Here is a 13449-nt window from a genome sequence, read left to right as displayed (position 1 = left end):
CGGCCCCGTCCGGAGTGATTCCGGACGGGGCCGCGGCCTTCGTGCGTGGCGCTGGTCAGAGGCCGAGCTCGGTCTCGAACTCGCCCGCCTCCAGGATCTGCTTGACCGTCGTCAGGTAGCGGGCCGCGTCGGCGCCGTCCACCAGGCGGTGGTCGTAGGAGAGCGTCAGGTACGCCATGTGGCGGACCGCGATCGTCTCGCCCAGCTCCGGGTGGTCGATGACCACGGGGCGCTTGACGGTGGAGCCGATGCCCAGGATGCCGACCTGGTTCGGCGGCACGATGATCGTGTCGAACAGCACGCCGCGCGAGCCGGTGTTGCTGATCGTGAAGGTCGCGCCGGCCAGGTCGTCGGGGCTGATCTTGCCCGCGCGCACATGGCCCGCCAGCTCCGCGGTCCGGCGGGCGATACCGGCGATGTTGAGGTCGCCGGCGCCCTTGATGACCGGGGTCATCAGGCCCTTCTCGGAGTCCACCGCGATACCGACGTTCTCGGTGTCGAAGTAGGTGATCGTGCCCTCGGCCTCGTTGATCCGGGCGTTGACGACCGGGTTGGACTTCAGGGCCTGGACCGCCGCCTTGACGAAGAACGGCATCGGGGAGAGCTTCACGCCCTCACGGGAGGCGAAGGCGTCCTTCGCGCGGGCCCGCATCTTCATGATCTTGGTGATGTCCACCTCGATCATGGAGGAGAGCTGGGCCTGCCCGTGCAGGGCCTTCATCATGTTGTCGCCGATGACCTTGCGGATCCGCGGCATCTTGACCGTCTGACCGCGCAGCGGCGACGCCTCGATGACCGGGGCCTTCGGGGCGTACGACGCGGCCGGGGCGGCGGCGGGCGCGGGCGCCTTGGCGGCCTCCGCGGCGGCGAGCACGTCCTGCTTGCGGATCCGGCCGCCGACGCCGGTGCCCTTGACGGACGCCAGGCTGACGCCGTTCTCGGCGGCGAGCTTACGGACCAGCGGCGTCACGTACGCGCCGTCGGCCTCGCCGCCGGTGGCCCGCGGAGCCGCGGCGGGCGCCGGGGTGGCGGCCGGAGCGGGAGCCGGGGTGGCCGGGACGGCAGCGGGGGCGGGGGTCGGGGCGACGGGCGCCGGAGCCGGGGCGGCCGGGGTGGGCGCCGGAGCCGGGGCGGGGGTCGGCGCGGGCGCCGGGGCGGCGGCCGGGGCCGGAGCGGCCGGGGCGGGGGCGGCGGCCGGAGCGGCACCCGCCGCGCCGATCACGGCGAGCTTGGCGCCCACCGCGGCCGTCTCGTCCTCCTGCACCAGGATCTCGAGCAGGGTGCCGGCGGCCGGCGAGGGGATCTCGGTGTCGACCTTGTCGGTGGAGATCTCCAGCAGCGGCTCGTCGACGTCGACGCTGTCGCCGACCTGCTTCAGCCAGCGGGTGACCGTGCCCTCGGACACGGACTCGCCGAGCTCCGGCAGGGTCACGTCGGTGCCGGTGGCGCCACCCGCGGGGGCGGCGGCCGGAGCGGGGGCGGGGGCGGGGGCGGCCGGAGCCTCCTGGACGGGGGCCGGGGCGGGAGCCGCGGGGGCCTCCTGCGCCGGGGCGGCAGCGGCCGGGGCCGGGGCCGGGGCGCCCGAACCGTCGTCGATGATCGCCAGCTCGGCGCCGACCTCGACCGTCTCGTCCTCGGCCACCTTGATGGAGGCCAGGATGCCGGACGCGGGCGCCGGGATCTCGGTGTCGACCTTGTCGGTCGAGACCTCGAGCAGCGGCTCGTCGGCCTCGACGCGCTCACCCTCGGCCTTCAGCCAGCGGGTGACGGTGCCTTCGGACACGCTCTCGCCGAGCGCGGGCAGTGTTACGGAAACCGCCATGGTTTCTGTTGCTCCTTCTGTGCGGACTTTGCGTGCCCTGGATCAGTCGTGGGAGTGCAGCGGCTTGCCGGCGAGAGCCAGGTGGGCCTCGCCCATCGCCTCGTTCTGCGTCGGGTGCGCGTGGATGAGCTGGGCCACCTCGGAGGGCAGCGCCTCCCAGTTGTAGATCAGCTGGGCTTCGCCGACCTGCTCGCCCATGCGGTCTCCGACCATGTGTACGCCGACGACGGGGCCGTCCTTGACCTGGACGAGCTTGATCTCGCCCGCGGTCTTGAGGATCTTGCTCTTGCCGTTGCCCGCGAGGTTGTACTTCAGCGCGACGACCTTGTCGGCCCCGTAGACCTCCTTGGCCTTCGCCTCGGTGATGCCCACGGACGCTACCTCCGGGTGGCAGTACGTCACCCGCGGCACACCGTCGTAGTCGATCGGTACGGTCTTCAGACCGGCGAGCCGCTCCGCCACCAGGATGCCCTCGGCGAAGCCGACGTGCGCGAGCTGGAGGGTCGGGACGAGGTCGCCGACGGCCGAGATGGTCGGCACGTTCGTCCGCATGTACTCGTCCACCAGAACGCAGCCGCGGTCCATCGCGACGCCCTGCTCCTCGTAACCGAGGCCCTCGGAGACCGGGCCGCGGCCGATCGCGACGAGCAGCACCTCGGCCTCGAACTCCTTGCCGTCCGCGAGGGTGACCTTGACGCCGTCCGCGGTGTACTCGGCCTTCGAGAAGAAGGTGCCCAGGTTGAACTTGATGCCGCGCTTGCGGAAGGCCCGCTCCAGCAGCTTGGAGCTGTTCTCGTCCTCGACCGGGACGAGGTGCCCCAGACCCTCGATGATCGTGACGTCCGCGCCGAAGGACTTCCACGCCGAGGCGAACTCGACGCCGATCACGCCGCCGCCCAGCACGATCGCCGACTTCGGGACGCGGTCCAGGACCAGCGCGTGGTCCGAGGTGATGATGCGGTCGCCGTCGATCCGCAGACCGGGCAGCGAGCGCGGTACGGAGCCGGAGGCGAGGAGGATGTGGCGGCCCTGGTAGCGGGCGCCGTCCACGTCCACGGAGGTGGGGGAGGACAGCCGGCCCTCGCCCGTCACATAGGTGATCTTGCGCGAGGCCACCAGGCCCTGCAGGCCCTTGTACAGGCCCGAGACCACCTCGTCCTTGTACTTGTGCACGCCCGGCATGTCGACGCCCTCGAGGGTCGCCTTCACGCCGAACTGCTCGCTCTCGCGGGCCTGGTCCGCGATCTCACCGGCGTGCAGCAGGGCCTTCGTCGGGATGCAGCCACGGTGCAGACAGGTGCCGCCCAGCTTGTCCTTCTCGATCAGGGCGACGTCAAGACCCAGCTGGGCAGCTCGCAGGGCGGCGGCGTAACCGCCGCTACCGCCGCCGAGTACCACCAGGTCGAAAACGGTGCTGGCGTCGTTCGCCACGTCACGTCCTCCATGCGTGTGCGCCGGGCCACCGGGGTGCCGGTACTCGGCGGCTTTGGTTCGTCAGCGCCCCCGGAGGGACGCTGTACTGCCGCGTGATCAAGCGGGGCTGCCCTGCCAAGGACCCGCTGAGGTCTCATCTTCGCACTTGTTCGGAGCGTGCGGGACGCGGGGGCGCCCGTAGGGAGCCGTAATCTGACAAAAGGACCAGGTCGGGGACGCGAAAGGGCCCCGGGGGCGTGCCCCGGGGCCCTTCATTCAGCTCTCAGCGATCAGCGGGTAGGGGTCGACCCCTACAGCAGCTCGCCCGCGTCGGTCCGCTCGAGCAGCGTGACGAGGGTGCGTACCGCCGAGCCCGTGCCGCCCTTCGGGGTGTAGCCGAAGGGGCCGGAGGTGTTGAACGCCGGGCCCGCGATGTCCAGGTGCGCCCAGGTGATGCCCTCGCCCACGAACTCCTCGAGGAACAGGCCGGCGACCAGGCCGCCGCCCATCCGCTCGCCCATGTTGGCGATGTCGGCGACGGGGGACTTCATGCCCTCCTTCAGCTCCGCCGGCATCGGCATCGGCCACGACTGCTCGCCGGCGTCCGCGGCGGCCTCGTGGACCGCGGTACGGAAGTCGTCGTCGTTGGCCATGATGCCGAACGTACGGTTGCCCAGGGCCAGCACCATCGCGCCGGTCAGGGTCGCCACGTCCAGCAGCGCGTCCGGGGTCTCCTCCGAGGCGCGGGTCAGCGCGTCGGCCAGCACCAGGCGGCCCTCGGCGTCGGTGTTCAGCACCTCCACCGTCTTGCCGCTGTACATCCGCAGCACGTCGCCGGGGCGGGTGGCGGAGCCGGACGGCATGTTCTCGGCCAGCGCCAGCCAGCCGGTCACCTTGGTGCCGAGGCCCAGGCGGGCGGCGGTGGCGACGGTCGACAGGACGGCGGCGGCGCCGCTCATGTCGCACTTCATCGTCTCGTTGTGCCCGGCGGGCTTGAGGGAGATGCCGCCCGAGTCGTACGTGATGCCCTTGCCGACCAGCGCGACGTGCTTCTTCGCCTTGGCCGGCGAGTAGCTGAGCTTTACCAGGCGCGGGGGGTTCTCGGAGCCCTGGCCGACGCCCAGGATGCCGCCGAAGCCGCCCTTCGCGAGGGCCTTCTCGTCCAGGATCTCGACCTTGAAGCCGTGCTCCTTGCCGGCCTCGGCGGCCCGCTCGGCGAAGGTCTTGGGGGTCAGGTCGTTGGACGGGATGTTGATCAGGTCGCGGGCGCGGTTGACCTCGTCGGCCAGGACCTGCGCGCGGGCGGCGGCTTCCTTGTGCGCCTTGTCGCGCGGCTTGGCGCCGGTGATCACGGCGTCGGCGAGGGGGGCCTTGCCCTTGCCGTTCTTCGGCTGCTCGCGGTACTCGTCGAAGGAGTACGCGCCCAGCAGCACGCCCTCGGCGATCGCCGCGACGTCGCCGGCGTCCTCGATGGGCAGGGCGAACACGGCCTTCTTCGTGCCGTGCAGCGCGCGGGCGGCGGCGCCGGCGGCGCGGCGCAGCGTCTCGGCGTCGTGGCCCTCCTCGGGGACGTCGCCGAGGCCGACGGCCAGCACGACGTCGGACTTCAGGCCGTCGGGGGCCGGCAGCTTCGTGGTCTCGCCCTCGCCGCCGGTGGCGCCCAGGGTCTGCAGAACGTCGGCCAGCTTTCCTGCGAACGCCTCGTCGACGGCTTCGGCGCCGGGGGCCACGACGGGGCCGTCGTCGCCCTTCGTGAGGCCTACGACTACGGCATCCGCGCGCGCCGTTGCGGCGGATGTGGTGCTGAGGGATAGAGCGGTCACTGGGGGGTCGGCCTCTTTCGGCGTCGGTGGGGTGGGGGTGGTCTTTACGCGGCACTCTACGCCTGGGGGCGTGGTGGGGGGTTGTCGGTATGGGCCGGTTGCGTCGGCGCGTGGCGACGGTGCCGTTACCGGTGGGTGCGGTTGCGTCGGCTGTCGCGTATCAGCGCTTCGCGCTGATGTCCTCAAACGCCGGACGGGCTGAATTGCGTCAGCCCAGCGTTGCCGTTACGAGGGCCGCCGTTGCCGCTGTCTCCGCCAACGCGCCGAATACGTCCCCCGTGATGCCCCTCAGGCGGCGGACGCAGTGGCGGAGCAGGAGGGTTGAGGCGATGAGGCCCGCCGCGCATGCCGCCGTGAGGCGGAGGGCGTCCCCCGGGCCGGACAGGGGCCACGTCACAGCGGCCACCGCCGCCGCGCACGTCGTCGCGATGCCGTACGCCCACGGCGTGGGCACCGTGCCCGCCACCGCCGCGCCCAGGCCCTCCGGGCGGGACGGGGGGACCGACGGGCGGCAGGCCAGCGTCAGGGACGCGCGGGCCGTCACCGCCGACGCCGTCAGCGCCGGCGTCGTGAACGCCCAGCCCCGCGTCCCGTACAGCTCCGTCACCGCCGCCACCTGCGCCAGCAGCGTGAGCGTCAGGGTGACCACGCCGAACGGGCCGATGTCCGACTGACGCATGACCGCCAGGGCAGCCTCCGGGGGCTTGCCCGAGCCCAGGCCGTCCGCCGTGTCCGCGAGGCCGTCGAGGTGCAGGCCCCGCGTCAGCGCAGCCGGGACGGCCACCGCCGCCACCGCCGCGAGCAGCGGTCCGGCCCCCGCCGCGGACAGCAGCCCGCCGGCCCCCGCCGCGCACAGGCCGAGGACCACGCCCACCGCCGGGGCCGCCCGCATGCCGTCGCGGGCCGCGGGACGGTCCCAGCGGCGCACGGTCACCGGGAGCGCCGTCAGGGTGCCGAACGCGAAGCGGAGAGCGTCGGGGATCACGTGATGTCGTCGACGGCCGCGTCCCGCACGGCCGGCAGCTCCGGCAGCGCCGACCACAGCTCCGCCGCCGCCTGGATCAGCGGCAGCGCCAGCACCGCGCCCAGGCCCTCGCCGGAGGTGACCCCGTGGTCCAGCAGCGGCTCCAGGGCGATCCGGTCCAGGGCCTTGGCCTGCGCCGGCTCACCGGAGTCCTGCCCCGCGACCCACCAGTCCGGCGCGCGGAACGCCGCCCGCTGCCCGATCAGCGCCGCCGCCGCACCGACCACACCGTCGATGACCACCGGGGTCTTGCGGATCGCCGCCTGCAGCAGGAAGCCGGTCATCGCGGCCAGATCCGCCCCGCCCACCGTCTGCAGCAGCTCGAGCTGATCGCCGAGCACCGGCCGCGCCCGGCGCAGCGCGTCCCGGATCGCCGCGCACTTGCGCATCCACGCCAGATCGTCGATCCCCGACCCGCCGCGCCCGGTGACCACGGACGCGTCCGTCCCGCAGAGCGCCGCGACGATCACGCCGGCGGCCGTCGTACCGCCCACCGACAGATCACCCATCACCAGCAGATCGGTACCGGCGTCGGCCTCCTCGTCGGCGATCGCCATGCCCGTACGGAACGCCTGGTCGGTCTGCTCACGGGTGAGCGCGTCCTCGACGTCGATCCGGCCCGAGCCCCGGCGTACGCGGTACTTCACGACGTCCTCGGGGAGTTCGGCCGGATCGCAGTCCAGTGCCATGTCGACGACCCGCAGCCCCGCGCCGAACCGGCGGGCCAGAACCGCCACCGGGCTCTCCCCGGCCAGCGCCGCCCTCGCGAAACGCACCGCGGTGCCCGGCTCGTTGGCCGACACGTTCAGCGCCGCGACCCCGTGGTCGGCGGCGAACAGCACCACCTTGGGCCGCTCGACCGGCTTCACCGGCACCGAGCCCTGCGCGGCGGCCAGCCAGAGGCCGAGCTCGTCGAGCTTGCCCAGCGTCTCCGCCCGGGGGGACCGGCCCGCGCGCCAGTCCACGGCGTCGCGCCGGGCACCGGTGTCGGGGCGGTCGATGCGGGTGATGAAGTCGTCGAGGTTGAGGGGCTCCATGGAGGCGCACATTAGCTCACCCGGGCCACGGGATCATGACCCGCCCGGCGCCCCCGGACCGCGCAGGACCGCGACCTGTCCGGCGACGGCCAGCAGCACCTGTTCGCACTCGCCGGCGACGGCCGCGTTCAGCCGCCCCAGCTCGTCGCGGAACAGCCGTCCGGCGGGGGTCTCGGGCACCACGCCGGAGCCGACCTCGTTGCTCACGGCGACGACCCGGCGGCGGGTGGTGCGGAAGGCCTCGACGAGGGCGTCGGCGGCCGGGGAGACGTCGCCGCCGGCCCAGGATCCCGCCCGGTCCATGGCGTCCGTCAGCCACAGCGACAGGCAGTCGATCAGCAACGGCGGCCCGTCGGCGGCCAGCAGCGGTACGAGGTCGCAGGTCTCCGTCGTACGCCAGGACCCCGGCCGCCGCTCCCGGTGCTCGCGCACCCGCCGCGCCCACTCGGCGTCCCCGGCCCGGGTGCCGCCGGTGGCCACGTACTCCACCTCCGGATACGCCGCCAGCCGCCGCTCCGCCTCCACCGACTTCCCCGACCGCGCCCCGCCCAGCACCAGGGTCCGCCGCGGTACGGGGACGGGCTCGGCGGCGCCCACGGTGAGCGTCGTGCCGTCCGGCACCTCCCGCGCCCCCGCGGCGGCCAGCCTCCGCCGCGCCTCCGCGGCGGGGGGCGCGTCGTGGCCCAGGTGCACGCCCAGGACCTCCGTCTCCGGTCCCGCCCAGTTCGCGGCGCGCAGCCCCGCCAGGGCGTCGGGGCGGCCCAGCACGTCCAGCAGCACGGTGTCGTACGCCCGCCCCGTCGCGGCCCCCGCCACCGCGGCGCCCGGCGGCAGGTACAGCAGCCGCGCCCCGTCCGGCCCGGTCACCGCGTACCCCGTGCCCGGGGAGTCGGCGGCCACCGCCCGCACCCGGTGCCCGCTCAGCAGCGTCAGCTCCTCGCCCTCGGGAGCCCGGGCCGGCGCGGGCAGCCCGGGCGGTACGTGGACGGGGGGACCTCCGGCGGGGTGGGACAGCAGCACCTGGAGCACTCCGCCGAGCGTGCGCCCCGCACGCGCCGCGGCCAGGGCGGCGCCGGGGGTGAGGTCGAGCAGCAGCACGCCGTCGACGAGCACCGACGTGGCGGCACGCGCCCCCGCCCCGAGGGCGACGGAACAGCGGGCGCAGGGGCAGTCGGCCTCGGGGAGCCCGCCGGGGGCGCCGGTGCCGAGCAGGGTGATGTCCACGCCCCCATCCTCGCGTGCGCCTCCCGCCGGCGCCGCACGGGGCGTCCCCGGGCCGGATACGCTGCGGGGGGACAGTTTCGGCAGCACCGACGGAGGTTGGGATATGGCGGCGTGGACCTGGCGCTTCGAGAAGGCCGACGGCAGCGAGACGACCCCGTCGGTGGAGCCGGAGGAGTGGACCACGCAGGGCGACGCGGAGTCCTGGATCGGCGAGGTCTGGAAGGACCTCCTGGCGGGCGGCGTCGACCAGGTCCATCTGCTGGAGGACGACAACGTGATCTACGGCCCGATGAGCCTCCACGCGGCGCAGAGCGACAGCTGACGCCGCCTCAGCCCATCGACTTGGCGCCGTCCAGGGCCTCGCGGACGATGTCCGCGTGGCCCGAGTGCTGGGCCGTCTCGCCGATGATCCGCAGGATGACCTGACGGGCCGAGCAGACCTCGCCGGGCTCGAACCACGGGGCCTTCGGCAGGGGCTGGGTCGCGTCCAGGTCCGGGACGGTCGCGATCAGCTCGTCCGTCCGGGCGGCCACCTTCTCGTACTCGGCCAGCACGCCCGCCAGGGTCTCGCCGGGAAGCAGCCGGAACTCCTCGGCCCGGGCGGCGAAGTCGGCCTCGGTCATCGCGGAGAAGTCCGGCATGGCCGACGGGCCCTCGAGCATGAAGTCCATCCACACCCGCTCCGTCGCCGCGACGTGCTTGATCAGGCCGCCCAGGCACAGTTCGCTGACGGTGGTGCGCCGCGCCGCCTGCTCGTCGGTGAGGTCGCGGGTGGTGTAGCGCAGGAAGTACCGCTTCTGGGCCAGCGCCTTGAGCAGGTCGGCGCGCTCGCCGGTGAGGGTGTCGGTCATGGTGTCCGCCTCCGGATGGTCCCGTGGTGTTCGTCCAGGACCCACCGTAGAAGCGATCGAGGACAGGTTCTGTCCTAAACACCCGGGCGCGGGCCGACGAGTCCGCCGAGACCCCCCGGCCGGAACGGGACCGGCCCGCCACCCCGGGATCGGGGCGGCGGGCCGGTGTGTCCGCGAAGGCCTGCCGGAGCTACGGCTTCTCGCCCCGCTTGACCTGCGGCTTCGGCAGCCGCATCCGGCGCAGCTGCATCGTGCGCATCAGTCCGTAGAACGTCGTGCCGCGCAGGTTCTCCTTCGGGAACTTCTCCCGCAGGGCCTTCTTCAGCAGCCGCGCCGTCAGCAGCGACTGACCGCCCATCGCGATGATCAGCACACCCCACAGCACGCTGGTCAGCGTCAGCATCGCGGAGGAGCGCTGGCCGAGCATGCCCAGCACCAGGATGATCACGGCCACCGGCAGGAAGAACTCCGCCGCGTGCCACCGCGAGTCCACGTAGTCACGGACGAACTTGCGCACCGGGCCCTTGTCCCGCACCGGCAGGAACCGCTCGTCACCGCCCGCCAGGGCCTCACGCTGCTTGGCCATCGCCAGGCGCCGCTCCTCGCGTACGCGCTTGGCGGCCTCCTTGCGGTTGGTGGGCGCCGCGAGCGTACGCCGCTGCGTCTGCGCCTGGCTGCGCTTGGGCGTCGGGCGTCCCTTGGGCGCCTGCGGGTCACGGGTCTCTTTTGTCAGGTCCGCCCGGGCCGCATCCTGCGGCGGGGCGGCCTTCTCGTTCTTCGAGCGGCTTCCGAACACGCGCCCAGGATAAGGGGTAGCGAGGTGTGGACCTAAGTCGTGCCGGGAACGATCCGGCAACGGCACGCGTGTAGTGCCGGTAGAGGGGCTCCGTATCCGGACCCCCTACGGTTCTCTACACCCTGGGCGGGAGGGGATCCGGTCCAGGAGTCGTCCTGCAGGATGAGCGCATTGGGGCTCAGGCAGTGCGGTAATGGATACGGGGCCCGTACTGTGGGTTCACAGAGGATTGCTGGAGCACAAGGCCGTCGGCAGCAACGTAGAAGGGGGCGCGCGAGGCCCATGAGCGGTGTCATGAAGCGGATGGGGATGATCTTCCGCGCGAAGGCCAACAAGGCCCTGGACCGGGCCGAGGACCCGCGCGAGACCCTCGACTACTCGTACCAGAAGCAGCTCGAGCTGCTGCAGAAGGTGCGCCGGGGCGTCGCGGACGTCGCGACGTCGAGGAAGCGCCTGGAGCTGCAGCTGAACCAGCTGCAGTCGCAGGGCAGCAAGCACGACGACCAGGCGCGCAAGGCGCTCGCCCTGGGCCGGGAGGACCTCGCCCGGGAGGCGCTGTCGCGCAAGTCGGCGCTGCAGCAGCAGGTCAGCGACCTCGAGGTGCAGCATCAGACGCTGCAGGGCGAGGAGGAGAAGCTGACGCTGGCCGCGCAGCGGCTGCAGGCCAAGGTCGACGCCTTCCGTACGAAGAAGGAGACCATCAAGGCCACCTACACCGCCGCCCAGGCGCAGACCCGGATCGCCGAGTCGTTCACGGGCATCTCCGAGGAGATGGGCGACGTGGGCATGGCGATCCAGCGGGCCGAGGACAAGACGGCCCAGCTGCAGGCGCGGGCCGGCGCGATCGACGAGCTGCTGGCCTCCGGCGCGCTCGACGACCCGACGGGGATGGCCAAGGACGACCTCACGGCGGAACTCGACCGGCTCTCCGGAGGTGCGGACGTCGAGCTGGAGCTGCAGCGTATGAAGGCGGAGCTGGCCGGGCCCAGCTCGTCGCAGCAGGCCATCGAGGGCGGCAACGGCGGCGGGCAGCAGCAGGGGCAGTCCCAGGACACCCCGCGTTTCGACAAGCAGTGATTCTATACGGGCAGTAACCGGACCACCACGGGTAACGGAGGCCGTCATGATCGTACGGATCATGGGGGAGGGCCAGGTGAGGCTGGCGGACAGCCACCTCACCGAGCTCGACAAGCTGGACGACGAACTGCTGGCGGAGATCGAGAACGGCGACGGCCCCGGCTTCCGCCGGACGCTCGACCGGCTGCTGGCGAAGGTGCGTGAGCTGGGCACCCCGCTGCCCGACGACGCGCTGGAGCCCTCCGGGCTGATCCTGCCCGCACCGGACGCGACCCTGGAGCAGGTCCGCGACCTGCTCGGCGAAGGCGGCGCCGGCCTGATCCCGGGCTGACGACCGCCCTGTGCTCCCGTGCACGCCCCCGGCTCGCCGGGGGCGTGTTCTCGTGCTTTACCTCTTACCGACACCGGACCCGTACCGTTGCGTAGTGTGAACACCCTCCCCGCCGTCAGACGCCGGCTCCGGGCGCACCCCTACGCCCTGGACACCCTGATCGCCGCGCTGACGCTGGGGACGATCATCCTGGCCGCCGTCCACCCCTCGCGCAGCCCCAGCTCCCCGCCGCCCGCGGACCTCGGGCCGCTCGAGGTGCTGGTCGCGGTGGCCGCCAGCGCCGCGCTGATCTGGCGGCGCCGCGCGCCCCGTACGGTGCTGGCGCTGTCCGGGAGCCTCACCATCGGCCACGTGATCATGATGGCCGGGGATCCGCGCTCGCCCATCGCGGTGAGCGTCGCCGTGGCCCTGTACACCGTGGCCTCCCGCACCGACCGGCACACCACCTGGCGCATCGCGCTGATCACCACCGGCGTCCTCACGGGCGCGCTGATGTTCTTCGGCGACCGCCCCTGGTACGCCGACGAGAACCTCGGGGTGTTCGCCTGGACCGGCATGGCCGCCGGGATCGGGGACGCCGTGCGCAGCCGCCGGGCGTTCGTCGAGGCCATCCAGGAGCGCGCGGAGCGGGCGGAGGCGACGCGCGAGCAGGAGGCCCGGCGCCGGGTCACCGAGGAGCGGATGCGCATCGCCCGCGAGCTGCACGACGTCGTCGCCCACCACATCGCCCTGGTCAACGTGCAGGCGGGCGTGGCCTCGCACGTCATGGACGCCCGCCCCGACCAGGCGAAGGAGGCCCTGGCGCACGTCCGGGAGGCCAGCCGCTCCGCGCTGGACGAGCTGCGCACGACGGTGGGCCTGCTGCGCCAGTCCGACGACCCCGCGGCGCCCAAGGAGCCCGCGCCGGGGCTGGGGGTGCTGGACCAGCTGGTCGACGGGTTCGTACGGGCCGGGGTGCCCGTCGCGGTCGAGGTGGCGGTGGACGGGGCGCTGCCCACCGCCGTCGACCTCACGGCGTACCGGGTGCTCCAGGAGGCGCTGACGAACGTGCACAAGCACGCCGGCCCCGACGCCCGCGTCGAGGCCCGGGTGCTGCAGCGCGACGGCGCCCTGGAGGTGTCCGTACGCGACGACGGCCGCGGCCCCGGGGACGGCGACGCGGACGGGGACGGCGGGCACGGGCTGATCGGGATGCGGGAGCGGACGTCCGCGCTGGGCGGCAGCTGCCGGGCGGGGGCGCGTACGGACGGGACGGCGGGGTACGAGGTGCTGGTGAGGCTGCCGTTGCAGACGGGGTCGGGGGCGGGGTCGGGGAGGGCCGAGCGGTGATCCGGGTGGTGCTGGCGGACGATCACGCACTGCTGCGCAGCGCGTTCCGCATCCTGGTGGACTCCGAGCCGGACCTGACGGTCGTCGGCGAGGCGTCCGACGGCGCCGAGGCCGTCGCCCTGGTCCGCGAGCAGCGGGCGGACGTCGTGCTGATGGACATCCGGATGCCGGGCACGGACGGGATGACCGCGACCCGCGCCATCACCCAGGACCCCGGTCTGGCCGGGGTACGGGTGGTCATCCTGACGACGTTCGAGGTCGACGAGTACGTGGTGGAGGCCCTGCGCGCCGGCGCCTCCGGCTTCCTCGGCAAGGGCGCCGAACCGGGTGAGCTGCTCCAGGCGATCCGGGTCGCCGCGAAGGGCGAGGCGCTGCTGTCCCCGGCCGCGACCAAGGGTCTGATCGCCCGGTTCCTCTCCCAGGGCGACACCACCGCGCCCGCCGTCGGCGACGCCTCCCGGCTGGACGGTCTCACCGGCCGTGAGCGCGAGGTGCTGGCGTCGGTGGGCGCCGGACTGTCGAACGACGAGATCGCGGAGGAGCTGAAGGTGTCCCCGCTGACGGTGAAGACGCACGTCAACCGGGCGATGGCCAAGCTCGGGGCACGCGACCGGGCGCAGCTGGTCGTCGTCGCGTACGAGACGGGTCTGGTCCGCCCCGGGCGGTGATCCCCCAGGGGCGGCGTACTGCGCCTGCGGTACGCCCGGTCGTACACATCACAC

General features: G+C 73.4%; 13 protein-coding genes. 5 read left to right on the top strand and 8 right to left on the bottom strand.

The window, feature by feature from the left end:
• Window positions 1-55: 55 nt before the first annotated feature.
• The 6 genes from sucB to SRB5_RS27605 form a co-directional block, all read right to left on the bottom strand.
• Window positions 56-1822, bottom strand: coding sequence for a 2-oxoglutarate dehydrogenase, E2 component, dihydrolipoamide succinyltransferase (gene sucB, locus SRB5_RS27630; protein ID WP_153456149.1), 1767 nt, complete (start codon window positions 1820-1822; stop codon window positions 56-58).
• A 42-nt stretch (window positions 1823-1864) separates the two neighbouring features.
• A complete protein-coding gene (gene lpdA, locus SRB5_RS27625; RefSeq protein ID WP_323378580.1) occupies window positions 1865-3253 on the bottom strand; it encodes a dihydrolipoyl dehydrogenase in 1389 nt (462 codons plus the stop codon).
• Between the two features lie 293 nt (window positions 3254-3546).
• Window positions 3547-5058, bottom strand: a complete 1512-nt coding sequence (locus SRB5_RS27620; RefSeq protein WP_323378579.1) for a leucyl aminopeptidase — start codon at window positions 5056-5058, stop codon at window positions 3547-3549.
• Window positions 5059-5266: 208 nt separating this feature from the next.
• The gene (locus SRB5_RS27615) at window positions 5267-6043 is read right to left on the bottom strand and encodes an adenosylcobinamide-GDP ribazoletransferase (RefSeq protein ID WP_323378578.1); all 777 of its coding nucleotides are present in this window, start codon (window positions 6041-6043) and stop codon (window positions 5267-5269) included.
• Window positions 6040-7119 (bottom strand): nicotinate-nucleotide--dimethylbenzimidazole phosphoribosyltransferase, encoded by a 1080-nt coding sequence (locus SRB5_RS27610; protein WP_153456147.1) that lies wholly within the window; start codon window positions 7117-7119, stop codon window positions 6040-6042. The genes SRB5_RS27615 and SRB5_RS27610 overlap by 4 nt, the downstream gene beginning before the upstream one ends.
• Window positions 7120-7152: 33 nt before the next feature.
• Complete coding sequence (locus SRB5_RS27605; RefSeq protein WP_323378577.1) at window positions 7153-8343, bottom strand: bifunctional adenosylcobinamide kinase/adenosylcobinamide-phosphate guanylyltransferase; 1191 nt, start codon at window positions 8341-8343, stop codon at window positions 7153-7155.
• Between the two features lie 103 nt (window positions 8344-8446).
• Here SRB5_RS27605 and SRB5_RS27600 point away from each other — a divergent pair, with 103 nt between their 5' ends.
• Window positions 8447-8665 (top strand): hypothetical protein, encoded by a 219-nt coding sequence (locus tag SRB5_RS27600; protein ID WP_153456146.1) that lies wholly within the window; start codon window positions 8447-8449, stop codon window positions 8663-8665.
• Window positions 8666-8672: 7 nt separating this feature from the next.
• Here SRB5_RS27600 and SRB5_RS27595 read toward each other — a convergent pair whose 3' ends face one another.
• Window positions 8673-9194, bottom strand: a complete 522-nt coding sequence (locus SRB5_RS27595) for a DinB family protein (protein ID WP_153456145.1) — start codon at window positions 9192-9194, stop codon at window positions 8673-8675.
• 190 nt (window positions 9195-9384) lie between these two features.
• Window positions 9385-9990 carry a DUF3043 domain-containing protein gene (locus tag SRB5_RS27590; RefSeq protein ID WP_323378576.1) on the bottom strand — a complete coding sequence of 202 codons (606 nt, stop codon included), beginning with the start codon at window positions 9988-9990 and terminating at the stop codon, window positions 9385-9387.
• A 282-nt stretch (window positions 9991-10272) separates the two neighbouring features.
• Between SRB5_RS27590 and SRB5_RS27585 the strand changes: the two genes are divergently transcribed.
• From SRB5_RS27585 to SRB5_RS27570, 4 genes are all read left to right on the top strand, one after another.
• Complete coding sequence (locus tag SRB5_RS27585) at window positions 10273-11067, top strand: PspA/IM30 family protein (RefSeq protein WP_153456143.1); 795 nt, start codon at window positions 10273-10275, stop codon at window positions 11065-11067.
• Window positions 11068-11113: 46 nt separating this feature from the next.
• Entirely contained in the window at window positions 11114-11398 is a 285-nt protein-coding gene (gene pspAA, locus SRB5_RS27580) for a PspA-associated protein PspAA (protein WP_153456142.1), read from the top strand.
• Between the two features lie 96 nt (window positions 11399-11494).
• Window positions 11495-12727, top strand: coding sequence for a sensor histidine kinase (locus SRB5_RS27575; protein ID WP_323378575.1), 1233 nt, complete (start codon window positions 11495-11497; stop codon window positions 12725-12727).
• Window positions 12724-13395 (top strand): response regulator transcription factor, encoded by a 672-nt coding sequence (locus SRB5_RS27570; RefSeq protein WP_323378574.1) that lies wholly within the window; start codon window positions 12724-12726, stop codon window positions 13393-13395. The genes SRB5_RS27575 and SRB5_RS27570 overlap by 4 nt, the downstream gene beginning before the upstream one ends.
• Window positions 13396-13449: the final 54 nt, after the last annotated feature.

Origin of the sequence: Streptomyces smaragdinus, assembly GCF_009604385.1 — a bacterium.
Taxonomy (GTDB): Bacteria; Actinomycetota; Actinomycetes; order Streptomycetales; family Streptomycetaceae; genus Streptomyces; species Streptomyces smaragdinus.
This window is presented reverse-complemented; position numbering and strand designations above follow the sequence as displayed.